The organism is Albidovulum sediminicola, from assembly GCF_025751575.1.
Taxonomy (GTDB): Bacteria; Pseudomonadota; Alphaproteobacteria; order Rhodobacterales; family Rhodobacteraceae; genus Albidovulum; species Albidovulum sediminicola.
Genome location: NZ_JAOWLA010000010.1, coordinates 61,889 through 84,614 on the forward strand (window position 1 = coordinate 61,889; position 22,726 = coordinate 84,614).

At 67.4% G+C, this 22,726-nt stretch carries 17 protein-coding genes, 1 tRNA gene and 1 pseudogene; 8 read left to right on the top strand and 11 right to left on the bottom strand.

The window, feature by feature from the left end; translation table 11 throughout:
• Positions 1–265: 265 nt before the first annotated feature.
• Entirely contained in the window at positions 266–2,545 is a 2,280-nt protein-coding gene (locus OE647_RS11735) for an NADP-dependent malic enzyme (protein ID WP_263721923.1), read from the top strand.
• A gap of 33 nt (positions 2,546–2,578) precedes the next feature.
• On the opposite strand, the gene OE647_RS11740 is transcribed toward OE647_RS11735, so the two are convergent.
• From OE647_RS11740 to OE647_RS11750, 3 genes are all read right to left on the bottom strand, one after another.
• A complete protein-coding gene (locus tag OE647_RS11740) occupies positions 2,579–2,785 on the bottom strand; it encodes a cold-shock protein (protein WP_263721924.1) in 207 nt (68 codons plus the stop codon).
• Positions 2,786–2,965: 180 nt separating this feature from the next.
• Positions 2,966–3,051 (bottom strand) — tRNA-Leu (locus OE647_RS11745).
• A 45-nt stretch (positions 3,052–3,096) separates the two neighbouring features.
• Positions 3,097–3,561 carry an Lrp/AsnC ligand binding domain-containing protein gene (locus OE647_RS11750; protein ID WP_263721925.1) on the bottom strand — a complete coding sequence of 155 codons (465 nt, stop codon included), beginning with the start codon at positions 3,559–3,561 and terminating at the stop codon, positions 3,097–3,099.
• Positions 3,562–3,664: 103 nt separating this feature from the next.
• On the opposite strand from OE647_RS11750, the gene putA reads away from it, so the two are divergent.
• Together putA and OE647_RS11760 are read left to right on the top strand one after the other, a co-directional pair.
• Positions 3,665–7,105 (top strand): bifunctional proline dehydrogenase/L-glutamate gamma-semialdehyde dehydrogenase PutA, encoded by a 3,441-nt coding sequence (putA, locus tag OE647_RS11755; RefSeq protein ID WP_263721926.1) that lies wholly within the window; start codon positions 3,665–3,667, stop codon positions 7,103–7,105.
• A gap of 39 nt (positions 7,106–7,144) precedes the next feature.
• On the top strand, positions 7,145–7,888 hold the full coding sequence (locus OE647_RS11760) for a rhomboid family intramembrane serine protease (RefSeq protein ID WP_263721927.1): 744 nt from the start codon (positions 7,145–7,147) through the stop codon (positions 7,886–7,888).
• A gap of 24 nt (positions 7,889–7,912) precedes the next feature.
• On the opposite strand, the gene OE647_RS11765 is transcribed toward OE647_RS11760, so the two are convergent.
• From OE647_RS11765 to OE647_RS11785, 5 genes are all read right to left on the bottom strand, one after another.
• Positions 7,913–8,704: an inositol monophosphatase family protein gene (locus OE647_RS11765; protein WP_263721928.1), complete on the bottom strand. Its 792-nt coding sequence runs from the start codon at positions 8,702–8,704 to the stop codon at positions 7,913–7,915.
• A 109-nt stretch (positions 8,705–8,813) separates the two neighbouring features.
• A complete protein-coding gene (locus OE647_RS11770) occupies positions 8,814–10,334 on the bottom strand; it encodes an ABC-F family ATP-binding cassette domain-containing protein (RefSeq protein WP_263721929.1) in 1,521 nt (506 codons plus the stop codon).
• Positions 10,335–10,563: 229 nt separating this feature from the next.
• Positions 10,564–11,982, bottom strand: coding sequence for an MFS transporter (locus tag OE647_RS11775; protein WP_263721930.1), 1,419 nt, complete (start codon positions 11,980–11,982; stop codon positions 10,564–10,566).
• A 12-nt stretch (positions 11,983–11,994) separates the two neighbouring features.
• Positions 11,995–14,229, bottom strand: coding sequence for a molybdopterin-dependent oxidoreductase (locus tag OE647_RS11780; RefSeq protein WP_263721931.1), 2,235 nt, complete (start codon positions 14,227–14,229; stop codon positions 11,995–11,997).
• A 57-nt stretch (positions 14,230–14,286) separates the two neighbouring features.
• Positions 14,287–15,192, bottom strand: coding sequence for a LysR family transcriptional regulator (locus OE647_RS11785; RefSeq protein ID WP_263721932.1), 906 nt, complete (start codon positions 15,190–15,192; stop codon positions 14,287–14,289).
• Positions 15,193–15,284: 92 nt separating this feature from the next.
• Here OE647_RS11785 and metF point away from each other — a divergent pair, with 92 nt between their 5' ends.
• Positions 15,285–16,148, top strand: coding sequence for a methylenetetrahydrofolate reductase [NAD(P)H] (gene metF, locus OE647_RS11790; protein WP_263721933.1), 864 nt, complete (start codon positions 15,285–15,287; stop codon positions 16,146–16,148).
• A 66-nt stretch (positions 16,149–16,214) separates the two neighbouring features.
• Here the strand turns inward: metF and OE647_RS11795 are convergent, their stop codons facing one another.
• Positions 16,215–17,294: a DUF2235 domain-containing protein gene (locus OE647_RS11795; protein WP_263721934.1), complete on the bottom strand. Its 1,080-nt coding sequence runs from the start codon at positions 17,292–17,294 to the stop codon at positions 16,215–16,217.
• Positions 17,295–17,481: 187 nt separating this feature from the next.
• Positions 17,482–18,265, bottom strand: a pseudogene (locus OE647_RS11800) (type III PLP-dependent enzyme domain-containing protein).
• Between the two features lie 219 nt (positions 18,266–18,484).
• Here OE647_RS11800 and OE647_RS11805 point away from each other — a divergent pair.
• The gene (locus OE647_RS11805) at positions 18,485–18,916 is read left to right on the top strand and encodes an Lrp/AsnC family transcriptional regulator (RefSeq protein ID WP_263721935.1); all 432 of its coding nucleotides are present in this window, start codon (positions 18,485–18,487) and stop codon (positions 18,914–18,916) included.
• On the opposite strand, the gene OE647_RS11810 is transcribed toward OE647_RS11805, so the two are convergent.
• Complete coding sequence (locus OE647_RS11810) at positions 18,883–19,794, bottom strand: LysR family transcriptional regulator (RefSeq protein WP_263722033.1); 912 nt, start codon at positions 19,792–19,794, stop codon at positions 18,883–18,885. The two genes, OE647_RS11805 and OE647_RS11810, sit on opposite strands and share 34 nt — an antisense overlap.
• 103 nt (positions 19,795–19,897) lie before the next feature.
• On the opposite strand from OE647_RS11810, the gene OE647_RS11815 reads away from it, so the two are divergent.
• From OE647_RS11815 to OE647_RS11825, 3 genes are all read left to right on the top strand, one after another.
• Positions 19,898–20,782, top strand: coding sequence for a phytanoyl-CoA dioxygenase family protein (locus OE647_RS11815; RefSeq protein ID WP_263721936.1), 885 nt, complete (start codon positions 19,898–19,900; stop codon positions 20,780–20,782).
• Positions 20,779–21,396 carry an HD domain-containing protein gene (locus OE647_RS11820; RefSeq protein ID WP_263721937.1) on the top strand — a complete coding sequence of 206 codons (618 nt, stop codon included), beginning with the start codon at positions 20,779–20,781 and terminating at the stop codon, positions 21,394–21,396. Before OE647_RS11815 ends, OE647_RS11820 begins: the two co-directional genes overlap by 4 nt.
• A 78-nt stretch (positions 21,397–21,474) precedes the next feature.
• Entirely contained in the window at positions 21,475–22,668 is a 1,194-nt protein-coding gene (locus OE647_RS11825; RefSeq protein WP_263721938.1) for an APC family permease, read from the top strand.
• Positions 22,669–22,726: the final 58 nt, after the last annotated feature.

A 22,726-nucleotide genomic window follows, 5' to 3' on the forward strand; every position in this document is an offset into this window, starting at 1 on the left:
GTCATGTATCGCGCCATTCCGCCGATCGGGCAAGCGCCGAGGCCGGGCCGTGATCGCGCCCGGCGAAAAAGGACGGGCCGCAGGGGTGGCAAAAGGGCTTCGGCGCGCGTCGCTCTCATCGTATGCTCCCGCCGAGGGGACACTCTGCTTTTGTGGCCCCCAAGTGCCATTGTAGCAGAAACTTGTAGGCGTCAGGAGAGCGGCGTGGTAAGTGCAGGCCGAAGCGGCGATGCTAGTTTAACGTTAAACTAGATAGGGAGACATCATGGAAGAGGCCCGTCACGACAGCGCCCGGCAGGCTGCGCTCGACTACCACGAATTCCCCAAGCCCGGGAAACTCGAGATCCGGCCGACCAAACCGATGGCAAACGGCCGTGACCTGTCGCGCGCCTATTCCCCCGGCGTCGCCGAGGCCTGTCTTGAGATCAAGGCGGAACCCGCGACTGCTAGCCGCTATACCGCGCGCGGCAACCTGGTCGCGGTGGTCACGAACGGAACGGCGGTCCTTGGCCTTGGAAACATCGGCGCGCTGGCCTCCAAGCCGGTGATGGAGGGCAAGGCGGTGCTCTTCAAGAAGTTCGCCAACATCGACTGCTTCGACATCGAAGTGAACGAAAGCGATCCGGAAAAACTGGCCGACATCGTCTGCGCGCTGGAGCCGACCTTCGGCGCGATCAACCTTGAGGACATCAAGGCGCCGGATTGTTTTATCGTTGAACGACTTTGCCGGGAACGCATGGGCATTCCGGTCTTTCACGACGATCAGCATGGCACCGCGATCGTGGTGGGGGCGGCCGCAACCAACGCGCTGCATGTCGCGGGCAAGCGGTTCGAGGATATCAAGATCGTTTCGACCGGCGGCGGCGCGGCGGGCATCGCCTGCCTCGACATGCTGCTGAAGCTGGGCGCGAAGCGGGAAAACGTCTGGCTCTGCGACCTCGCGGGCCTGGTCCATGAGGGCCGGGAAGAACAGATGACCCCGCAGAAGGCCGGATACGCGCAGGGGACCGCGCCCGCGACACTGGACGAAGTGATCGAGGGCGCGGACCTGTTCCTTGGCCTATCGGGGCCCGGCGTCCTCACCCCCGAGATGGTGAAGAAGATGGCGCCGCGTCCGATCGTCTTCGCGCTGGCCAACCCCACGCCGGAGATCCTGCCGGACGAGGTGCGCGGCGTCGCCCCGGACGCGATCATCGCGACCGGCCGCAGCGATTTCCCGAATCAGGTCAACAACGTCCTGTGTTTCCCCTTCATCTTCCGCGGCGCGCTGGATGTTGGCGCGACAACGATCAATGACGAGATGGAACTGGCTTGCGTTTCGGGCATCGCCGCCCTCGCCCGCGCCACGACGAGCGCCGAGGCCGCAGCGGCCTATCGCGGCGAAAAGCTGAGCTTCGGGGCGGATTACCTGATCCCCAAGCCCTTCGACCCGCGGTTGATCGGCGTCGTCGCGCTGGCAGTTGCCAAGGCCGCCATGGAGACCGGCGTCGCAACGCGCCCCATCGCGGATCTTGACGCCTACAAGCAGAAGCTCGACGGCTCGGTCTTCCGCTCTGCCCTCATCATGCGGCCCGTGTTCGAGGCGGCGCGCGGCGCCACGCGCAAGATCATCTTCTCCGAGGGCGAGGACGAACGCGTCCTGCGCTGCGCCAACGCGATGCTGGAGGAGATGACCGACAGCCCGATCCTGATCGGCCGCCCCGAAGTGATAGAACGGCGCTGCGAACGCGCGGGCCTGCCGATCCGGCCCGGCCGCGATTTCGAGATCATCAACCCCGAACACGATCCCCGCTATCGCGATTACTGGGGAACCTACCATCAGCTGATGGAACGCCGGGGCGTGACGCCCGACATCGCGCGCGCCGTGGTGCGCACCAACACCACCGCAATCGCCGCGATCGCGGTACACAGGGGCGATGCCGACAGCATGATCTGCGGCACCTTCGGGCAATACCTCTGGCACCTCAATTACGTCTCGCAGCTGCTGGCGCGCGATGGGCTCAGCCCGCATGGCGCGCTGTCGCTGATGATCCAGGAAGACGGGCCGCTGTTCATTGCCGACACGCATGTGAATGCGGTGCCCACGCCCGAGCAGATCGCCACCACGATCTGCGGGGCGGCGCGTCATGCGCGCCGGTTCGGCCTGGTGCCGAAGGTGGCGCTCTGCTCGCATTCCAACTTCGGCAACCTGGAGACCGATTCCGGCGCCCGGATGCGCGCGGCGATGGAGATCCTGGACGCCAAGGGCGTGGATTTCGCCTATGAGGGCGAGATGTCGGCGGATAACGCGCTTGATCCCGAACTCAGGGCGCGGGTGTTTCCCAACTCACGGCTCGACGGGCCGGCCAATATCCTGGTCTTCGCCTACACGGACGCCGCCAGCACCGCACGCAACATGCTCAAGCTGCGCGCCGGCGGGCTTGAGGTCGGGCCGATCCTGATGGGGATGGGGAACAAGGCCCATATCGTGACGCCATCGATCTCGGCGCGGGGCCTTCTGAACATGTCCGCGATCGCGGGCACGCCGGTTTCGCATTACGGCTGAGGGAGGGCTAGCGCCCTCCCCGTCGCCTTGGCCTCAGGCCAGGGCGATGTTGATCGCGCTCTCGCGGCCGTCACGGCCGGCCTGAACGTCGTAGGTGACCTTCTGGCCGTCCTTCAGCTCGCGGATGCCCGCGCGCTCAAGAGCGGTGATGTGGACGAACACGTCCTTGTTTCCGCCTTCGGGGGCGATGAAGCCGTAACCCTTGGTGGCGTTGAACCATTTCACGGAGCCGGTGGCCATCGTGCGTTCTCCTGTCAAATCCCGCCCGCGATATGCGGCGGTCCGGCGCAGTCAGTGCAAGATCGAGACTGGGCCGAAGACGGAGACAGTGGTCGATAGAGGTAACGTCGCGGCGCGCACCATAGGCGAATCTGCCGGAAAACGCAATAAACTCCGCATGACGGGCGTTGGCCCTGCAACTGGTACCCGCGGCCGGACTCGAACCGGCATGACCCTTCGGTCTAGGGATTTTAAGTCCCCTGTGTCTACCATTCCACCACGCGGGCCAAGGGCCGTGGCGAACATAGCCGAATGCGCGGCCCGGGCAAGGGTCACAGACCGCGTTCCTTCACCGCCTCCATCACCACATAGGTCGAGGTCGAGGCGACATGGGGAAGGGACGATATCCGCTCCCCCAGGACGCGGCGGTAGTCGGCGATATCTCCGGTACGCACCTTGAGCAGGTAGTCGAAGCTTGATGCCATCATGTGGCATTCCTCAATCTCGGCCACGCCCTGCACGGCGCGGTTGAAGGCTTGCAGCGCGCTTTCGCGGGTATCGGACAGGCGCACCTCGACGAAGGCGACATTGGCCAGGCCAAGGCGTATCGGGTTCAGAACCGCGCGATACCCGGCGATCACGCCAGTCTCCTCAAGCCGTTTGACCCGTGCCTGCGTCGGCGTCTTCGACAGCCCGATGCGGCGCGCAAGCTCGGTCACGGGCATTCGCCCGTCCGACGAAAGCTCCCGCAGAATCGCGGCGTCGTAGCGGTCGATCTCGGAAAGTTCGTTTGGCATATTCATTGGATCAATAATAGTCACTTCGCCTATGTTTGGCAATTCTTTGGGAAGATTGCCCTTCATACAAGCGATATTATGGTTCAAACGTCAGGAGGGAACCATGGACGCGATCTGGCACGACATTGAAACCGGCTCTCTGGCCCCGGAAGGCCCGCTTCTCGAACGCCTGATCGCCCAGGCCGCGCTTTCGGCGGAGGACCGGGCGCGCATCACCGCCAAGGGCGCAGATCTGGTCACCCGCATCCGCGCCGACGTCCGGCCCGGCCTGATGGAGGTCTTCCTGGCCGAATACGGACTTTCGACCGAAGAGGGCATCGCCCTGATGTGTCTGGCCGAAGCGCTGCTGCGGGTGCCCGACGCGGAAACGATGGACGCCCTGATCGAGGACAAGATCGCGCCCTCCGACTGGGGCAAGCACTTGGGGCAGTCGGCCTCGCCGCTGGTCAACGCCTCGACCTGGGCGCTCCTCCTGACCGGCAAGGTGCTGGAGGAGAAGGAGCCGGGCGTCGTCGGCCACCTGCGCAACGCGGTCCGCCGCCTGGGTGAACCGGTCATCCGCAAGGCCGTGTCCCGCGCAATGAAAGAAATGGGCAAGCAGTTCGTCCTGGGCGAGACGATCCGCTCGGCCATGGAACGCGCCGCCGACATGGAAGCCCAGGGCTATACTTACTCCTACGACATGCTGGGCGAAGCGGCGAAGACCGCCGACGACGCCAGCCGCTATGCGACGGCCTATTCGCGCGCGATCTCCGCGATCGCCTCGGCCTGCCGGTCCGACGACATCCGGGTCAACCCCGGCATTTCGGTCAAGCTCTCGGCGCTGCACCCCCGCTACGAGATCGCGCAAGAGGCGCGCGTGATGGCCGAGCTCGTGCCCGTGGTCCGCGACCTGGCGCGGCAGGCCGCGAAGGCGCGCATGGGCTTCAACATCGACGCGGAAGAGGCGGAGCGCCTGACCCTGTCGCTGAAGGTGATCGAGGCGGTTCTGTCCGATCCGGAACTGGAGGGCTGGCACGGTTTCGGCGTGGTCGTCCAGGGCTACGGGCGGCGCGCGGGCCTTGCCATCGACTGGCTCCACGCGCTTTCCGCGAAGCTTGACCGCAAGATCATGATCCGCCTGGTCAAGGGCGCCTATTGGGACGCGGAGGTCAAGCGCGCCCAGGTCATGGGCCTGACCGATTTCCCGGTCTTCACCCGCAAAGAGGCGACCGATGTGTCCTACATCGCCAACGCCCGCAAGCTTCTGGCGCTGACGGATCGCATCTATCCGCAGTTCGCGACCCACAACGCCCATACCGTTGCCGCAATCCTCGACATGGCGGCCGACAAGTCGGTGTTCGAGTTCCAGCGCCTTCACGGCATGGGCGAGCGGCTGCACGACATCGTTCACCGTGACGAGGGCACGCGCTGCCGCATCTACGCCCCCGTCGGCGCGCATCGCGACCTGCTGGCCTATCTGGTGCGGCGCCTACTGGAAAACGGCGCCAACTCCTCCTTCGTGCACCAGATCGTCGATCTGGAGGTCGCGCCAGAGGTCGTCGCCGCCGATCCCTTCGACGCGGTCCAGGCGATGCTGCCCGATGTCGCGAACCGGGTGATCCGCAAGGGCCCGGCACTCTTCGCGCCGGAGCGGCGCAACTCCGAAGGGTTCGACCTGACCGATGCGCCGACGCTCCGGCATATCGACGCGGCGCGTGACGAACATGCGACGACCGACTTCACCGGCCAGCCCATGATCGCGGGGAAGGTCAAGGGGCTGACGGCGCGCGTCGTGCAGAACCCGGCGACCGGGGCCCGCGTGGGCCGCGTGACCGATGCGGCGGCCGAGGATGTCGAGACCGCGCTGGCCGCCGCGCGCCCCTGGGCCGCCCCGGTCGAGGAGCGGGCCAAGATCCTGAATCGCGCCGCCGACCTTTACGAGGAAAACTTCGGCCCGATCTTCGCGCTGCTGGCGCGCGAGGCCGGGAAGTCGCTGGCTGACGCGGTCGCTGAACTGCGCGAGGCGGTGGACTTCCTGCGCTACTACGCAGCCCGCGCGCAAGGCATCACCGCCGCCCCCGCCGGCGTCTTCGCCTGCATCAGCCCCTGGAACTTCCCGCTGGCGATCTTCACCGGCCAGATCGCTGCCGGGCTTGCCACCGGAAATGCCGTCCTGGCGAAACCCGCCGAGCAGACCCCGCTGATCGCGAGCTTCGCGGTCGGCCTCATGCTGAAGGCCGGGGTTCCCGCCTCTGCCCTGCAACTCCTGCCGGGCGACGGGGCGACGGTCGGGGCACGGCTGACCTCCGACCCGCGGGTCAACGGCGTCTGCTTCACCGGTTCGACCGAAACCGCGCTGATCATCCGCCGCGCCATGGCCAAGCACCTGGCCCCCGGTGCACCGCTGATCGCGGAAACCGGCGGTCTGAACGCGATGATCGTCGATTCCACGGCGCTGCCCGAACAGGCGGTGCGCGACGTGATCGCCTCGTCCTTCCAGTCCGCGGGCCAGCGCTGCTCGGCGCTCCGCTGCCTCTATGTGCAGGAGGACATCGCCCCCCATTTCACCGAGATGCTCTTCGGCGCGATGGAGGAACTGACGCTTGGCGACCCTTGGGCGCTGTCGACCGATGTCGGCCCCGTGATCGACGCCGAGGCCGAGGCAGGCATCCGCGCCCACATTGAAAAGGCCCGCAAGGAAGGGCGGATGCTGCGTCAGCTCTCGACGCCGCGGGGCGGGCATTTCATCGCGCCGACGGTGGTCAAGGTCCGGGGCATCGCCGACCTTGGCCGTGAGATCTTCGGCCCCGTGCTGCATCTGGCCACCTACCGGGCGGAGGACCTGCCCAAGGTCATCGCGGATATCAACGCGACCGGCTACGGCCTGACCTTCGGCCTCCACACCCGCATCGACAACCGTGTGCAAGAAGTGTGCGAGGCGCTCCACGTCGGCAACATCTACGTCAACCGCAACCAGATCGGCGCCGTCGTGGGCAGCCAGCCCTTCGGTGGCGAGGGTCTTTCGGGCACGGGCCCCAAGGCGGGCGGGCCGGAATACCTGTCCCGCTTCACCCGGCCCGAACCCGCCCCGGCATCGGCGGGCACGAAGGCCAAGGCCAATCCGGACGCCGTTCGCGCAGCACTTTCCAAGGCCGGAACCGGCGCCCAGATCACCAAGATCGACCTGCCCGGCCCGACCGGCGAATCGAACCAGCTGACGCTCGCCCCCCGTGCGCCTTTCCTCTGCCTCGGCCCCGGCGCCGCGGCGAAGACACAGGCCGAGACCGTGCAGGCGCTAGGTGGTCTGGCCGTGCCGGTCGAGGGCCTCCTTGCGCCGGCCGAACTGACGGCGCTGTCGGGCTTTGCCGGGGCGCTCTGGTGGGGGGATGAGGATCAGGGCCGCGCCTACGCGCAGGCGCTGGCGGCGCGCAGCGGGGCGATCCTGCCCCTGATCACGGCCATGCCGGATCTCGGCCATGTGGTGCTGGAACGTCATGTCTGTGTCGATACCACCGCCTCGGGCGGGAACGCGGCGCTGCTGGCCGAGGCCGGTGCCGCCTGACCCCTTGACGACGGGACGCGGATCGGAAAGCGTCGGGCGATGTTCCCGATCCGCGACCACAATCCATCCGGTTCAACGCCCTGGGTAACCTGGGCGTTAATCGCTGCGAACATCCTGGTGTTCCTGGTCGAGTTGGGCTACCTCGGCTCCCCCCGGGCGCAGGCGGCGTTCCTGCGGGACTGGGCGCTGTTCCCCGCCGCCGTTACGCAGCGCGGCGAATACGCCGGCATCGTGACCTCGATGTTCCTGCACGCGGGGCTCATGCATCTGGCGGGCAATATGCTGTTCCTATGGATCTTCGGCGACAATCTTGAGGACGCGTTGGGCCACATGGGGTTCCTGTTCGTCTACCTCGCCTCGGGCGTAGCCGCGGCGCTGGCGCAGATCGCGGCCGATCCGATGTCGACGATCCCGACCGTGGGCGCATCCGGCGCGATCGGCGGGGTCATGGGGGGATATGTGCTGCTGTTTCCCCGTGCGCGGGTCGACGTTCTGCTGATCTTCGTGATCTTCTTCCGCGTGATCGCGGTGCCCGCCTGGCTGATGCTGGGCCTGTGGTTCGCGATCCAGGTCGTTTCGGGTCTTGGCACGCCGTCGGATGTCGGCGGGGTCGCCTATTGGGCGCATGTCGGCGGCTTCGCCATGGGGCTTATCCTGACCCTGCCCGCCTGGTTCAAGCGCGGCGCGGCAGGTTACTGGGAACGGACACAGGGCCGTCCCCCGCATCCGGAGGCCGAATATACCCACACACGCATCCCGCGCGTGAAGCGGCGCAAGTGGTAGGAACCGCGGCGGCGGCCCAGCCCGTCAGGCCGGGGCGCGCAGGATACCGGCGAACTGTTCGTAAAGCTGGCCATTGGCCGCGATGACGGAGCCGCTGTCGAGGATATCCTGATCCTCGCGCACACCCGAAACAAAGCCGCCTGCCTCGCGCACCAGAACCAGCCCGGCCGCCACGTCCCAGGCGTTGAGCTCACGTTCCCAGTATCCGTCGTAGCGCCCCGCCGCCACATAGGCGATGTCGAGCGATGCCGAACCCCAACGCCGCACGCCCGCGCAGGCGGGCATCAGGCGCGCAAGATCGCGCATCGTGGCGGGCAGCGTCCGTTTCGCGCCGAAGGGGATACCGGTGGCGAACACGGCCTCGGCCATGACCCGGCGGCCCGAGACGCGGATGCGGCTGTCATTCATCCAGGCGCCCGCGCCCTTCTCGGCCCAGAACAGCTCGTCCTTGGCCGGATCGAAGATCACGCCCGAAACGATCTCGCCCTTGTGTTCGAGCGCGATGGAGACCGACCAGTGCGGCAGTCCGTGCAGGAAGTTCGTGGTCCCGTCCAGCGGATCGACAATCCAGCGCCGGGTCGGGTCCTGGCCGTCGGCCGCGCCGGTTTCCTCGCCCAGCCAGCCATAGCTTGGCCGCGCGGCCATCAGTTCGTCGCGAATGATCTTTTCCGACGCGATATCGGCGCGGCTCACGAAGTCGCCCGCGCCCTTGGACGAGACCTGAAGGTTCTCGACCTCGCGGAAGTCCTTCACGAGACTGCGGCCCGCCTTGCGCGCGGCCTTGATCATCACGTTGAGATTGGCACTGCCCTGCATCGCTGGCTTCTCCTGGATCAGCGCTTGCCTATACGCGGCCCCCGCGCCCTTGTGAAGGGCGCGAGGGGGGAAAATTTCCGATTGCCGGCCGCATCGCGGGGGCCGGGACTCAGCCACCCCCGGCTTCTGCCTCGCGAAAGAAATCCTCGGGGCTTTCGACCTCGTCGAGCCGCCGTCCAGCGATCCGCCAGAACCGGGTCCCGACCGCGCGCACGAAGGCCCGGTCATGCGAAACGATGAGCGCGGCCGCCGCGTCGCGCGCAATCTCCTCCTCCAGCGCCTCCTGACCCTCGATGTCGAGGTGGTTTGTCGGCTCGTCCAGCACGTAAAGGTTCGGCCGTTCGAGCCGCAGGATCAGCATGGCAAGCCGCGCCTTCTGCCCACCCGAAAGGCTCCGCGCAGGCGCCGCCTGTCGGGCCATGGCGATGCCCGCGCCCGCCAGCGCCGACCGGATCGCCTGATCCCCCAGGTCGAAGCGCGCCGACAGGATCTCATGCGGGGTCCGGTTGGCGTCGAATTGCCCAAGGTCTTGGTCGGAGATCCCGGCCCGGACCGAGGCCGCGGCGCGGACACCCTCACCCGCGCCCGACAGGGCCGCGCGAACGGCCGCCATCATCCGGCTCTTGCCCGCCCCGTTCGGACCGAGCAGGACAACGCGATCACCCGGCACGATCCATTTCTGCCCGGTACGGAAAAGGATCCGTCCGTCCGGTGCCGCGATCGCCGCATCCTCGAAGGCCAGAAGGGCGCGGGCATGGCTCGCGCTGCCCTCCAGACGGATCGCCCCGGCGGCGCCCTCGCGATGCGCGGGGCGCGCCTCAGCCTCGATCCGCGCCGCCCGCTCGGTCAGTTGCCGCGTCTTGACCTTCAGAAGGTCACTGCCCGAATTGATGCCGATGTTCTTGAGCTTCGCGGCCTGCCGGCGCAGGTGCTGCGCCTCCTGCATACGGTTCTGGTAGGCGCGGGCATCGGCCTCGTCGGCCCCCTCCAACGCGGCGCGGGCGGCGGAATAGGGCAGCGCGAAGTCCCGGCTGGCGACTTCGCGCAGGAAGACCGTGCGCGCCGTGGCCGTGTCGAGAAAGGCGCGGTCATGGCTGACGGCCAACACCGCGACCGATCGTGGCAGGGCCGCCAACCAGCGCGTCAGGACCCCAATCCGCGCAAGATCCAGGTGGTTGGTGGGTTCGTCCAGAAGGTAGACATCGGGTTCGGTGACGGCGGCGCAGGCCAGAAGCGCGGTCCGCTGCCATCCCCCCGACAGCGCCGCGAGCGGACGGTCACGCAACTCCGGCGGAACCGCCAAGTCGTCAAGCGCCACATCGACACGCCACCCGTCGTAATCGCGCGCCTCGGCCGGAAGGGCGCCCAGCGCCGCCGCCCGCATCGTCAGCGGCAGGAGCGGCCCTGGAACCTCTTGCGCGACCAGGGCGACGCAGGCGCCGCGGGCGCGCGTCACGCTGCCCTGCGACGGATCGACCTGCCCCGCGAGCACCCGCAGGAGAGAGGACTTGCCCCGCCCGTTCGCGGCGACGAGGCCCACGCGGTCGCCGGGCTGAAGGGTCAGGGAAAGGCCGGTGAAAAGCGTCTCGCCCAAGGTCAGGCCAAGACCGGAAACGGATAGAAGGCTCATGTTCATATCGTCCGCCAGGGGATGCAGGTGCATCCGGGTCAACATCGGGTCGATGCCGGGGCATCGGCCCAAGGGGCAGACGAGGTTCGTTTAGCTCTCCGCGCCGCCCCGCATCACGCCATGCGGGGCAAGGACAGGACCGTGGGTCAATCGCCGCGTCACGCGGTAAGTCATCGCGGCCTCCCATTGCAGTTGCCTGCAGGAAGCCTAGCCACGGTGAGGGCGCCGGTCAAACATTACCCTGCCCGCGGAAGGTGACGAAGCGCAGCATCGCCAGCCAGCCGAGGGCGGCGATCGGCAGGCTGCCCAGGAAGATCGCCCGGGCAACGCCACCGGCCTCCGCCGCACTGGCCGAAGCGTCGAAACCCGCAGCATTCGCGAAGATCCCCATGGTCGAGGCCCCGAGCGCGTAGCCAAGCCGTCCGATGGTCGGCAGGGCGGCGGTCAGGCGGTCACCGTCCCCGGCCACGGCAAGCCGCCCGGCCCTTCGGACGATGAAGGTCCAGGCCATGCCATAGCCGACCCCCTCGGCCGCGGCGCAAACGGCGATGAGCCACAGCGGCCCCGCGGCGACCGCGTAGCAAAGCCCTGCCACGCTGGACAGGATCAGCGTCATGCCGACAAAGATGAACACCGGGTCGCGGCGCGGGGGCTGGCCCGAGACCACGACCGCCGACAACGTCCAGCCAATCGAGATGATCGCGACGATATACCCCGCGACCAGCGGCTCTGTCCCGTGGATCAGATCCATCAGGAGCGGCCCGTAAGCCGCAAGCCCCATCGTCGCGATATTCATCGCGAGGATCATCACCAGCGCCGCACCGGTCGGATGGCGCAGGTCAAAGGCCCGGTGCGGCCAGAGCCGATCCGCACCGCTTCGTCCGTCGAGCCAGGCAAAAAGCGCAAGCGCCGCGACACCGAGCGCAAGCGAGATCGCCATGAACACGACGGACCCCGCGATGCCCGCATAGGCGACACCGAGCACCGCGCCACACAGAAGCGCGAGCCGCCGGACGGGGAGTTGCGCGGCGCCAGCAGTGCCCTCTGGCGCCGCCCCCTTGCCGATCCCGAACCGGAACCAAAGCGCCAGAAGCGCGGCCTGCACCGCGAAGGCGACAAACCCGAGCCGCCAGCTGCCATAGGTCACGAAGACCCCACCGACCAGCGGCCCGGCAAAGGCCGAGGCGCCCCAGGCCACCGACATCGCCGCGAAGGCGCGCGGCATCATCCGTTCGGGAAAGATCCGCGTCACCGCGACGAAGGAAAGCGACACCAGCCCCCCGCCACCCAGCCCCTGCGCCACACGCCCGGCCAGCAGGACCGGCATCGACGGCGCCGCCGCGCTCAACATGCAGCCGGAGGCGAACAGGAGCGCCGCCGCGATCATCGGCGCCCGGATCCCGAAGCGCAGCGCGACAAGCCCTGTCGCGGCGCCCGCGACGATGGAGCCGGTATCGTAAAGCGCGAAATTCCAGGCCACGATCCGGTCGCCGCCAATCTCGGCCACGATCGCGGGCATCATCGTCGTCACCACCAGCGCATCGGCGGCATGGAGCCAGACGCCAAGGCAGCAGAGTAGCACCGAGGCCGCGTAGCGCCCGCGCAAAACCTCGGCCCAGGTTACATAGTCGCTTTCGGCTGACTGCATCCGCCCCCCGCTTCAGACCGGACGAAGATCGACCAAGGTCGTCTGCGCCGTCGGCCCCTGCGCGATCGGAGAGGTCCCGATGTCGCGCGTCAGGACATTCGGATTGCCTTGGGTGTCGCGCCCCTGCCCGTCGGGACGGTACCAGGCGCCGGTGGGCAGGATCAGCACGCCGGGCATCACGTCCGGGGTAAGCCGCGCGCGGCCAAGGCAGGCGCCGCGGTCGTTGAAGACCTCCACCAGTGCGCCGTCCTCGATGTCACGGGCAGCGGCCTCCTCCGGGTGCAGTGCGACCGGCATCGGCCGGGCGCCGGGTTCGTCCGCCAGCGCCGCCTCAAGCTGCGAATGCAGCTTGTCGGCGGGTTGCGGCGACAGCAGGTGCAGACGGAACCGGTCGCGCGCACCCAACCATTCTGTCGGCGCGATCCAGACGGCGTGGCCGGGACACGCCGCATAGCCCATCGCCGCGATGGTCCCCGAGAAGAGCTCGATCCGGCCGGAGGGGGTGCGCAAGCGATGCGCCTCGGGATCGCGGCGGAAGGCATCGAACGCACTTTCGGCGGGCTGGGGCGCGGCGTCGATCCGCGACCAGTTCCGCGCCTTCAACTCTTCATACTCTGGCACCTCGACGCCGCTCGCCGCGCTTTTGATGCGAAAATCGTCATAAAGCCGCGCGATCCAAGCCCCCGCGCCCAGCCCTTCGGTGAACGCCGCCTCTGCCCCCAGCCGGGCCGCCAGCCCGCTGAAGATCGCGAAATCGTCGCGCGCCTCGCCCTGGGGATCGATCAGGCGCGGCATATGAAAAAGGTAGGGGTCGCCGTTTTCGCGCCCGTAGTCTTCACGCTCGAACGGGGTGGTCGCCGGAAAGACGATATCGGCCCGGCGCGCGGTTGCGGTCCACCAGGGCTCGTTCACGATCACGCAATCGGGCCGGTCCCAGGCCTTTTCCAGCCGCCGCAGGTCCTGGTGGTGATGATAGGGGTTCCCGCCCGCCCAGTAGACAAGCCGGATGTCGGGATAGGTCCGCTCCTCGCCGTTGTAGGCATAGGGCATGCCGGGGTTCAGCAGCATGTCGGCGATGCGCGCGACGGGGATGGTGACGCCGACAGGGTTGTCGCCTTGGGGCAGGGCACCGCCCGTCAATTGCCGCAGCGGCCCGGTGCCACCGCTGTCGGTGGTGCCGTAGCCCTCGCCCAGGCCGCCGCCGGGCAAGCCGATCTGCCCCAGCATCGCCGCCAGCGTCGCCGCCGCCCAGTAGGGTTGTTCGCCGTTTTCCGCCCGCTGCACCGACCAGGCGAGCGCGATCATCGTGCGCGTCGTCGCCATCCGCTCGGCAAGCGCCGCGATCTCTTCCGCCGCGACACCGGAAATCGCGGCGGCCCAGGCGGCATCCTTCGCAACCCCGTCCGTCGCGCCCAGAAGGTAGGCGCGGAACCGGTCATAGCCGACCGTGCAGCGCGCGAGGAAATCCCGATCCACGCGGCCCGTCCGCTCCAGCTCATGCGCGAGGCCGAGGATCAGGGCGGTGTCGGTCCCGGGGATGATGGGCAGCCAGCGCGCGAAGTCCGGGCTGTCGCCCCGCTGCGGGCTGATGCTGATCAGGGTGCCGCCCTTGGCGCCAAAGGCGCGCAAATGTCCGGCCGTCCGGTGCGCCCCGGTGCCGCCGGCAATGGTCTGCGTGTTCTTGGTGTTGATCCCGCCGAAGGCCACCAGCGTCTGGGTATGCGCGACGATCCGCGACCAGCGCTCCTGCGCGCCGTGGCGGTACTCGATCTCGGTCATGCCGAAGATATGCGGCAACATCACTTCTGCCGCGGCAAGGGAATAGGTGCCCTTCTGCGCGACATAACCGCCGATGCAGTTCAGGAAGCGGTGCAACTGGCCTTGCGCGTGATGAAACCGCCCCGCGCTCGACCAGCCATAAGAGCCGCCGAAGATCGCACCGTTGCCGTGGACACGGCGGATGCGGCCGATCTCCTGCGCCGCGATGTCGAGCGCCTCGTCCCAGGGCATCTCGACGAAGTCGTCGCGCCCGGCGCCGCGCGCGCGGTCGCCCCTGAGCCATCCCTTCCGGACCGAGGGACGCGCCACCCGGTCCGCATGGTGGACGGCATTCGGCAGGATGCGCGCGATGGGCGAAGGGTCGGGGTCCTCCTCGAACGGGTCGGCGCGCAGGATGCGCCCGTCTTCGGTGAAGATGCGCGTCGCCCCCCAATGGGTCGAGGTCACCCGTCCCTGATCGCCCGCCATGCTGCCCTCCCATATCGCGCGGGTCAGGTTCCTCTGACCGCGCGGCGGGGTCAAGCGTCAGGCGCGCTGAAGCTTCACGGCCTCCGTCCGCGCCAGCCGAAGGAAATGCGCCATGTAGGGGCGCGTCGCATCCTCTTCCCGCGTTGCGGCATACATGCGCTTGACCACGCCCTGTTCGGTCAGCCGCCGCGTGACGTAGTCGTCCTGGCGCTTCACGTCGCGCAGCACCCAGTCCGGCAGCACCGCCACCCCGCGATCGGAGGCGACCAGCATCAGGATCACCGCCGTCAGTTCCACCTGCCGCAGCCCCAGCGGCTCGACCCGTGCGGGGGTCAGCAGGGTGGAAAACACATCCAGCCGGCTGCGGTCCACGGGATAGGTGATCAGGACCTGGTCGCGCAGATCCTCGGCCTCGATCCACGCCTTCGCGGCCAGCGGGTTCGAGGCCGACGCCACCAGCGTCGGCGAATAGTCGAAAAGCGGGTTGAAGACCGCGCCCCCCGGCCCGTCCGGGTCGGACGAAATAACAAGGTCGACCTCCTCCCGCATGAGGGCGGGCAACGCGTCGAAGGCAAGACCCGCGCGGATGTCCACGTCGATATCGGGCCAAGCGTGGCGGAATTTTTCCAGCACGGGGAAAAGCCAGTCGAAACAGGCGTGGCATTCCATCGCGATGTGGAGCCGCCCGGAGCGGCCCGCGCGCAGCGCCCGGAAGTCCTCGGTCAGCGCCTCAAGCTCGGGCAGAATGCGCTCGGCCGCCCGCAGCAGCCGCATCCCCGCCGCCGAGAGCCTGAGCGGCTTCGTGCGGCGCACGAAAAGCTCCACACCCGCCTGGTCCTCCAGCCCCTTCATCTGATGCGAAAGCGCCGATTGGGTGATGTTGAGCGTCTCGGCCGCGCGGGCAAGACCGCCCGCGTCATGGATCGCCTTGATCGTCCGCAGATGGCGCAGCTCCAGATGCATCTTGTTGTGTGACTCATATTAATGATGAGAATTATGAATTTGTCTCACATCGCAAAACCCGGCACAAGAGGGGCAAGCAACATGAGGTTCCCATGACACTCCGCATCTCCTTCGAATTCTTCCCCCCGCAGACGCTGGACGCCTCATTCCGGCTTTGGGATGCCGCGCAGAACCTGGCACCGCTGCGTCCGAACTTCGTCTCGGTGACCTATGGCGCCGGGGGCACCACCCGCAAGCTGACGCATGAGGCCGTCGGCGCGATCGGCCAGAATTTCGGCCTGAACGTCGCCGCGCATCTGACCTGCATCGAGGCCTCGAAGGCCGAAACGCTTGAGATTGCCGCCGAATACGCGGCGGCTGGCGTGACCGAGATCGTGGCCCTGCGCGGCGACCCGCCCAAGGGCGAAGGCGCCTTCCGCCCCCACCCCGAAGGGTTCCGCGACACCGTGGAACTGGTCGAGGCACTGGCCGACACTGGCAAGTTCAACATCCGCGTCGGCGCCTATCCCGAACGGCACCCCGAAGCGGCGGACGCCGCCGCAGACATCGACTGGCTGAAGCGCAAGATCGACGCCGGTGCGACCTCCGCCATCACCCAGTTCTTCTTCGAGGTCGAAACCTTCCTGCGCTTCCGCGACGCCTGCGAAAAGGCCGGGATCGACGCCCCGATCATTCCGGGCATCCTGCCGATCCACTCCTGGGAAGGCGTCAAGCGCTTTGCCCAGCGCTGCGGCACCGCCATTCCAGTCTGGCTGGACGAGGCCTACGCCCACGCCATCCGGGACGGGCACGAAGCGCTGCTCTCCACCGCGATCGCGGCGGAACTTTGCGACGACCTGATCGGCGCCGGGGTCGAGGACCTGCACTTCTATACCCTGAACCGCCCGCAACTGACCCGCGATGTCTGCTGCGCGCTGGGAATTGCGCCCGAAGTCTCCCTGCAGAACGTGGCCTGAGGCTCCGTCACTGCGCTGACCCCGAAGCCTCGGCTTCGGGGTCTTTTTGTGCCCTGACGGTGCGGATCAAACCTCATGCATCAGGCGGGCCAGATCCCCGCGCGCGCCCCGCGCAACGCTGCGTACACTGGGGTGAAGTGCCTCGGACGGGTCGCGGCCGATCTCGCGTTTCGCGCGCAGCAGGAACGCCTTGCCCCAACCGGTCCAGGACCCGACCGACGGCGCCTTGACGTCCGTGGGAAAATCGCCCCGCCAATCGATCGGCAATACCAGCCCGCGCGCCTCTGCCTTTTCCAGCATCCAGACCAGCGGGATGTTGGTCAGCGGTCGCGCGGATTGGTACTCCCCGACCTGGCCACCAATGTCACCATGGGTCCCCCTGAACCAGACCTGTTCGACCTGGCCGGGCGCGGCACCTGCGGTCGTATCCCACAAGAGCGGATCGTAGGCCGCGCGCGTCTCATCGAGCGCGAGCGCGTGGTAACCATGCCGGATATGAGGGCCCAGCGCGTGGCTGTGAAACTCATGCTGGGGTTCGGTCCAGCTCCAGAGGAACGGCAGCCTGAGACCCAGCGCCTTGACGGTATCGAAAACGCCGATCATCTCGATCGAGACCTTCTCGTGGCAGGTCTTGCGGACGAAGATATCGCGGGCGGCGGACCGGTCGGCCCGGCGATAATAGCGATAGGCCAGTTGCACGTTACGCTCGATCGCGCAGTCGGCGCGCAAGAGCCCGACCGCGTCGATGATGCCGGCAAGCGAGCGGACCGCGAAGGCCCCGCGCGAGAATCCGAACAGAAACACCCGGTCGCCCGGGCGGTAGCGCGTCGCAAGCCAGCCGTAGGCGCGCTGGATCTGCCGGTTGATACCCTTGCCCATGGCGACATCGCGCGCGTCGCGCCAACTGCGCCACTGCACGCCGGGCTCGTAATAAAGCGACACGCGGGCCGACTGCGGTACGGCACGCAATGTGCGGTAGATCCGGCCGATATTGGTTTCCTGCCCGAAATCGAGCGAGGACATCGTGCCGTCGATCAGGATGACATGGTCGGTGGGACCGCGGCCACGCGCGGGCGCCCTCACTTCGACCGCGGCCCGGCGGCCGAGCCTGAGCAAGCCCCAAAGCCTGCGCGCAACATCGCGCATGGTCCTGCCGTCTCCTTTCCCGGCTACCCCCCTGGGGACCATCATCACCGTCCGCAGCCCATCCGTCCAGCAAAGATCCCGTGACGTTTCCGTGTCGTGTTCGCGAGCGCAACAATGCTGGGAATTCATGAACAAAACCCCCACGGGGCGGGCCTCGTGCGGGGGCTCGGACCCGGCAGAGGCCCGGTCACTGCGCGAGCGACATCACCGTGGCAATCGACAGGTCGCCAAAACCGTTGAACCGCGTGTTGGTCGCGGTCGAATAGGCACCCATTCCGGCGAAGATCAGGTCGTCGCCTTCCTCCATATCGTCCGGCAGGGGAAGGTCCCCCGGCAGACGGTCGACCGAGTCGCAGGTCGGACCGAAGACGACGTGGTCGCGGGGCGCGCCGCACCGCGGCTCACCGCGCCCCGGCTCGCAGACCAGCGCCGGCGGGTTACCCTCGAACGTTTCCTGCGCCACGCGCCCGATCAGCGCGAAGATCGCGTCAAGCTGCGGGCGCTCGGCCTGACGGCGGTGCGAAGGGAAGCCGCCGCCGACATTCAGCCGTCGGGCGCTGACGCCCGAGACCCGGCAGATCTCTGCCGCCGCGCGCAGATAGGCGTCCCAGGCCATCGGATCGGTACATTGCGTGCCGGGGTGGAAGGTGAGCGCAGGGACGAAGCCCCATGCCGGGCGCGGATCGGGTCGTCGTAGTGCATCGCGGCACCGGGAGCGAGGCCTGCAACCATCTCGATCTCGGCGGGGGAGGCCACGTCGAACCCCTTGACGCCTGCGGCGACGAGGTTCTGGATCACCATCTCCTCCGGGTTCGACGTCACCACATAGGTGACCATCCCCGGAAATCCGCCGACAAAGCGCCAGGCGGTCGCCTGAAGAACCGTGGGCGAAAAGAACATCACCGGCGCGTCCGGCCGTTGCGTGCGCAGAAATTCGGACGATTCACCCAGATCGTCGAGGAAAGCCCCATCGGCGTTCTCCTGCCAACAAGGCGCAGCCACCTCATACCCCGACACCACGGTTGTAAAGCGCTTACGCATTTGACCAAACCAGGTAAGGTGCGTATGAGCAGCCCTTTTTCCTGAACGTGCGCCGCGACATGGGCGCATTCCGACCGATCTGAAGAGTGTATTCGTCAAAATTTCCTGTTAAAATGACGGAATATGAAGTCATAACGCCGGTGCCCGCCATGGATGAACTCGACAAGACCATTCTGTCCCAACTGGGCGCGGATGCCCGCATCTCGGTGGCGACGCTGGCGCGCAAACTGAAGGTTGCAAGGTCGACCGTCCAGGCACGCCTTGAGCGGTTGGAGAGCACTGGCGTCATCGCGGGCTACACCGTCAAGCTGGGCGAGGCCGCCCGCCAGGATCGCATCCGCGCGACGATCCTTCTCAACATCGAGCCGCGCGCACAGGCGGCGGTTCTGTCGCGGCTCAAGACCATCCCGGAGGTCGAGCGGGCCCATACGACCTCGGGCCGGGTCGATCTGCTGCTACATGTCGCCGCCGCCTCGACCACGATCCTCGACAATGTCCTGGATCAGATCGGCGCGCTGACCGGGGTGAAAAGCTCCGAAAGCCTCATTCACCTGTCGACCAAGATCGACCGCGCGGCGTAATCCGCCATCCGGTCGATGAGCCAGGCGCGGAAGGCCCGCGCGGGGCGGCGCAGCGTGCCCGCGTCGGGATAGACGAGGTGGTAGAACTCCAGCCCCGGCACCGCGACACCCGGCAGGCAGGGGACAAGACCTTGGGCCGCCATGATCGGGTCGCTCGCCGGCGCGCGGGCAAGCGCCACCCCCGCCCCCTGCCCCGCCAGCGCCGCCGCCATGACCGTGGAATCGACCATCCGGAACCGCGCCCCTGCCCCAAGGATGCGCAGCGTCTCAAAGACATGCGGCCATCCCGCGCGATGGGTCGCGACCTCAAGCAGCGGGTGGGACAACAGATCGGCGGGCGTGCGGATCGTTGCCGCGATCTCTGGCCGGGCGACGGGATAAAGTGTCTCCCCGATCAGCCGGTCATGCGCGGGGCCGAAGGCCGACGGCGCGCCGAAGATGATCTTCAGATCGCTGAAGGCATGGATGAAATCGCCCACCGCGTTTCCCGTCGTCAGCATGAGCGCGATATCGGGGTGGCGGGTCGTGAAATCGGTGTAGAGCGGCGCCAAGACCCCTTGCGCGAAGATATGGACCGCCTGGACATAAAGCCGCTCTTCCCGCGCGCGGCCGAAAAGGCCCGCAGTCGAGGTTTCCAGCGACACCAGCGACGCCTGAACGGAGGGCAGATAGGCGCGACCCGCCTCTGTCAGGCGCACGGCATGGGCGTGGCGGATGAAAAGCGCGGTGCCCAGGTGCGTCTCCAGCGCCTTGACCTGCTGGCTGACGGCCGGGGCCGACATGTTCAACTCCGCCGCCGCACGGGCAAAGCTTTCGGTGCGCGCCGCGGCCTCGAAGACACGGAGCCAGTTGAGCGAGGGGATGCGGGTACGTTCCATGCGCAAGGATAAGCTCAGCTTAACCTGACCGACAAGAGATACCGCTCTGAGCCGCGCCCGTCCCGGCGTAGCTTTCCCCCAGCGCGACGAACGGGAGGGACGCATGAACATACCGCTATCCGGCGGCCGGCTCGGCAAGGCGGCGGTCGAACGCTACTGGGAGGACGGCTATCTGCACCCCATCCGGGCCATCAGCCCGGCGCAGGCGGCCCAGTGGCGCGCCGAGTTGGAGGAGATCGAGCGGGACTGGCTCGATGCCGGGCTGCCCCTGCCGCTCAACACCTACAAGCGCGTCAACGCGAATTGCGTGATGCCGCTGGCCCACCGGATCGCCACCCACCCCGGCATTCTCGACGTGGTCGAGGGGGTGCTGGGCCCGGACCTGCTGATCTACGGGGTCGAGTTCTTCATCAAGGAGCCGCACACACGCCACAAGGTCTCCATGCACCAGGATCTGACCTACTGGGGGCTTGGCGCCATCGACGGCATGGTGACGATGTGGCTGGCGCTTTCGCCCGCCACATGCGCCTCGGGCTGCATGGAGTTCGTGGCCGGGTCCCACCGCAACCCGATCCTACCGCATGAGGACACTTTTGCCGAGGACAACCTGCTGAGCCGCGGGCAGGAGGTCAGGGTCGATGTCGCCCCCGAGGACCGGGTGCCGATCGAGTTGATGCCGGGGGAGTTGAGCCTGCACCACGGGCTGACGATCCACGGGTCGGGCCCCAACACCACCGACGACCGCCGCATCGGCGCCGTGGTGCGCTACCTGCGCCCCGAGGTCGCGCAAGAGGTCGGCGACCGGGACTACGCCATGCTGGCGCGCGGCGCGGACAGGGTCGGGAACTTCACCCTTTATGCCCCGCCGGTGTCGAATTTCAGCCCCGAAAGCCTTGCGCTTTACGAGGAAATCCGCTCCGCTCAGGGCAAGTTCCTGATGCGGGGCACCAAGAACGACAAGGGACTTTACGCGGAGGAACGCGCATGAAGACGGTCAACTTCACCCAGATGAAGGACGGTACCAAGGAAGAGTACGAATTCCTGACGGCGCATGAGATCGACCATACGAAACATACCGCCGACCGGTTGCTGAGCGCTCTCGTCGAGTTGGACAAGAGCCTGTCGGGCTACAAGATCACCCGGCTTGGCCATTCGGTCCAGTCCGCCACGCGGGCCTGGCGCGACGGGGCGGACATCGACTGGGTGGTCTCGGCGCTGCTCCACGACATCGGCGACATCTACGCGCCCTACAACCACGACGAGTACGCGGCCACGATCCTCAAGCCCTTCGTGCGCGAACAATGCACCTGGTGCGTGCAGACGCATGGCGATTTCCAGATGCTCTATTACGGGCACCACCTGGAGGGCTTCGACCAGAACAAGCGCGAACGCCACCGGGGGAACCCCTATTTCGACGACTGCGCGGAGTTCTGCGAGCGTTGGGACCAGGCGAGCTTCGATCCCGACTACGAGGATCTGCCGATCGAGTTCTTCGCCCCCATGGTGCGGGAGGTTTTCGACCGCAAACCCTATGACCCATCGGTCATTCGGCGTGGCGAGCGGGTCCCCCTGACGGATGCGGCGGTCGCGGCAACGCGCTGAGCCCGGCGCCAGTCCGCGTATCCGACCTTACGTTTCAGGCGCTGATCCGTTTCGACTGCGGGCGGGAATTCCGCTTCAATGCTGATCGACGCGCTCATCCTCGCTGCTGGCCTCGGCACCGCCGGGCTGCTCCTTTGGCCCCGCCTCGCGCGGGCCCGGCTTTGGGGTGCGACAGTGACGCCGCTGGCGTCCATCATCGGGTCAGGGTTTCTCGTGCTCGGGCCGGTGCTGGAACACAGCTACGGGGTCTACGCACCCTTCGTGATGGCGCTGCTTTGCCTGGCGGCCTATGCCTTCGGCGGCGCGATCCGCTTCAACATCACCCGCCGCATGGACGGCAAGGGCCACCGCAGCGCGGCCGAGGAGCGGCTGGAAACGCTCGCCTCCTGGGCGCTGGCCTTCGCCTATGTGATCTCGGTCGCCTATTACCTGAACCTGTTCGGCGCCTTCGCGGTCAGCCTGACACCCTTCGCGAGCGCCCTTGGGGGCCGGATCGTCACCACGGCGGTCTTCGGCGTCATCCTTGCCACCGGCTGGCTGCACGGGTTCCGGGCGCTGGAGCGGATGGAGCAGATCTCCGTCGGCATCAAGCTGGCCATCATCGCCGCCATGCTTGCCGGGCTCGCCTTCTACTTCGGCGGGAAGCTTTCGGACGGCGGCCTTGTCTTCGACCCGCCGACGCTGACCGGCTGGCCTGCCGTCCAACTGGCCTTCGGCCTGATCGTCACGGTCCAGGGGTTCGAGACCGCGCGGTATCTGGGCGCCGAATATGACGCGCCGACGCGGCGGCAAGCGATGCGCATCGCGCAATGGCTCTCGACCGCGATCTATCTCGCCTATATCGGGCTGATCGCCTATCTCTTCACCCCGGACGAGGCGCAGCTTTCGGAAACCGCGATCATCGACATGATGCGGATCGTGGCGCCTGTGCTACCGGGGCTCCTGGTCGCGGCGGCGCTGGCGGCGCAGTTTTCGGCAGCCGTTGCCGATACCGGTGGCGCCGGCGGATTGGTCAGCGAACTGACCCGTGGTCGTATCCCGACGCGCAGCGCCTATCTGGTGCTTGTCGCCGCAGGGCTGGCGCTGACCTGGGCCGCCGATATCTTCGCGATCATTGCCTACGCCTCGCGCGCCTTCGCGCTTTACTATGCGATCCAGGCCTTGATCGCCGCCGCCGGGGCGCGCGAAACGTCCCGCCCGCAGGCCCTTGCCTATGCCGCGCTGGCGGGGCTCGGTGCCATGATGGCGATCTTCGGAACCTCGGCCGAATAGCCGCCCCTTCCCCTTCGCCCGCCCATTCGCTAAGGGAAACCCGAGCGAATGACGGGAC

Bases quoted from the DNA above. Each gene is read 5' to 3' on its own strand.
- OE647_RS11735 (WP_263721923.1), top strand. From the start codon at position 266: ATGGAAGAGGCCCGTCACGACAGCGCCCGGCAGGCTGCGCTCGACTAC.
- OE647_RS11740 (WP_263721924.1), bottom strand. From the start codon at position 2,785: ATGGCCACCGGCTCCGTGAAATGGTTCAACGCCACCAAGGGTTACGGC.
- OE647_RS11750 (WP_263721925.1), bottom strand. From the start codon at position 3,561: ATGCCAAACGAACTTTCCGAGATCGACCGCTACGACGCCGCGATTCTG.
- putA (WP_263721926.1), top strand. From the start codon at position 3,665: ATGGACGCGATCTGGCACGACATTGAAACCGGCTCTCTGGCCCCGGAA.
- OE647_RS11760 (WP_263721927.1), top strand. From the start codon at position 7,145: ATGTTCCCGATCCGCGACCACAATCCATCCGGTTCAACGCCCTGGGTA.
- OE647_RS11765 (WP_263721928.1), bottom strand. From the start codon at position 8,704: ATGCAGGGCAGTGCCAATCTCAACGTGATGATCAAGGCCGCGCGCAAG.
- OE647_RS11770 (WP_263721929.1), bottom strand. From the start codon at position 10,334: ATGAGCCTTCTATCCGTTTCCGGTCTTGGCCTGACCTTGGGCGAGACG.
- OE647_RS11775 (WP_263721930.1), bottom strand. From the start codon at position 11,982: ATGCAGTCAGCCGAAAGCGACTATGTAACCTGGGCCGAGGTTTTGCGC.
- OE647_RS11780 (WP_263721931.1), bottom strand. From the start codon at position 14,229: ATGGCGGGCGATCAGGGACGGGTGACCTCGACCCATTGGGGGGCGACG.
- OE647_RS11785 (WP_263721932.1), bottom strand. From the start codon at position 15,192: ATGCATCTGGAGCTGCGCCATCTGCGGACGATCAAGGCGATCCATGAC.
- metF (WP_263721933.1), top strand. From the start codon at position 15,285: ATGACACTCCGCATCTCCTTCGAATTCTTCCCCCCGCAGACGCTGGAC.
- OE647_RS11795 (WP_263721934.1), bottom strand. From the start codon at position 17,294: ATGCGCGATGTTGCGCGCAGGCTTTGGGGCTTGCTCAGGCTCGGCCGC.
- OE647_RS11805 (WP_263721935.1), top strand. From the start codon at position 18,485: ATGGATGAACTCGACAAGACCATTCTGTCCCAACTGGGCGCGGATGCC.
- OE647_RS11810 (WP_263722033.1), bottom strand. From the start codon at position 19,794: ATGGAACGTACCCGCATCCCCTCGCTCAACTGGCTCCGTGTCTTCGAG.
- OE647_RS11815 (WP_263721936.1), top strand. From the start codon at position 19,898: ATGAACATACCGCTATCCGGCGGCCGGCTCGGCAAGGCGGCGGTCGAA.
- OE647_RS11820 (WP_263721937.1), top strand. From the start codon at position 20,779: ATGAAGACGGTCAACTTCACCCAGATGAAGGACGGTACCAAGGAAGAG.
- OE647_RS11825 (WP_263721938.1), top strand. From the start codon at position 21,475: ATGCTGATCGACGCGCTCATCCTCGCTGCTGGCCTCGGCACCGCCGGG.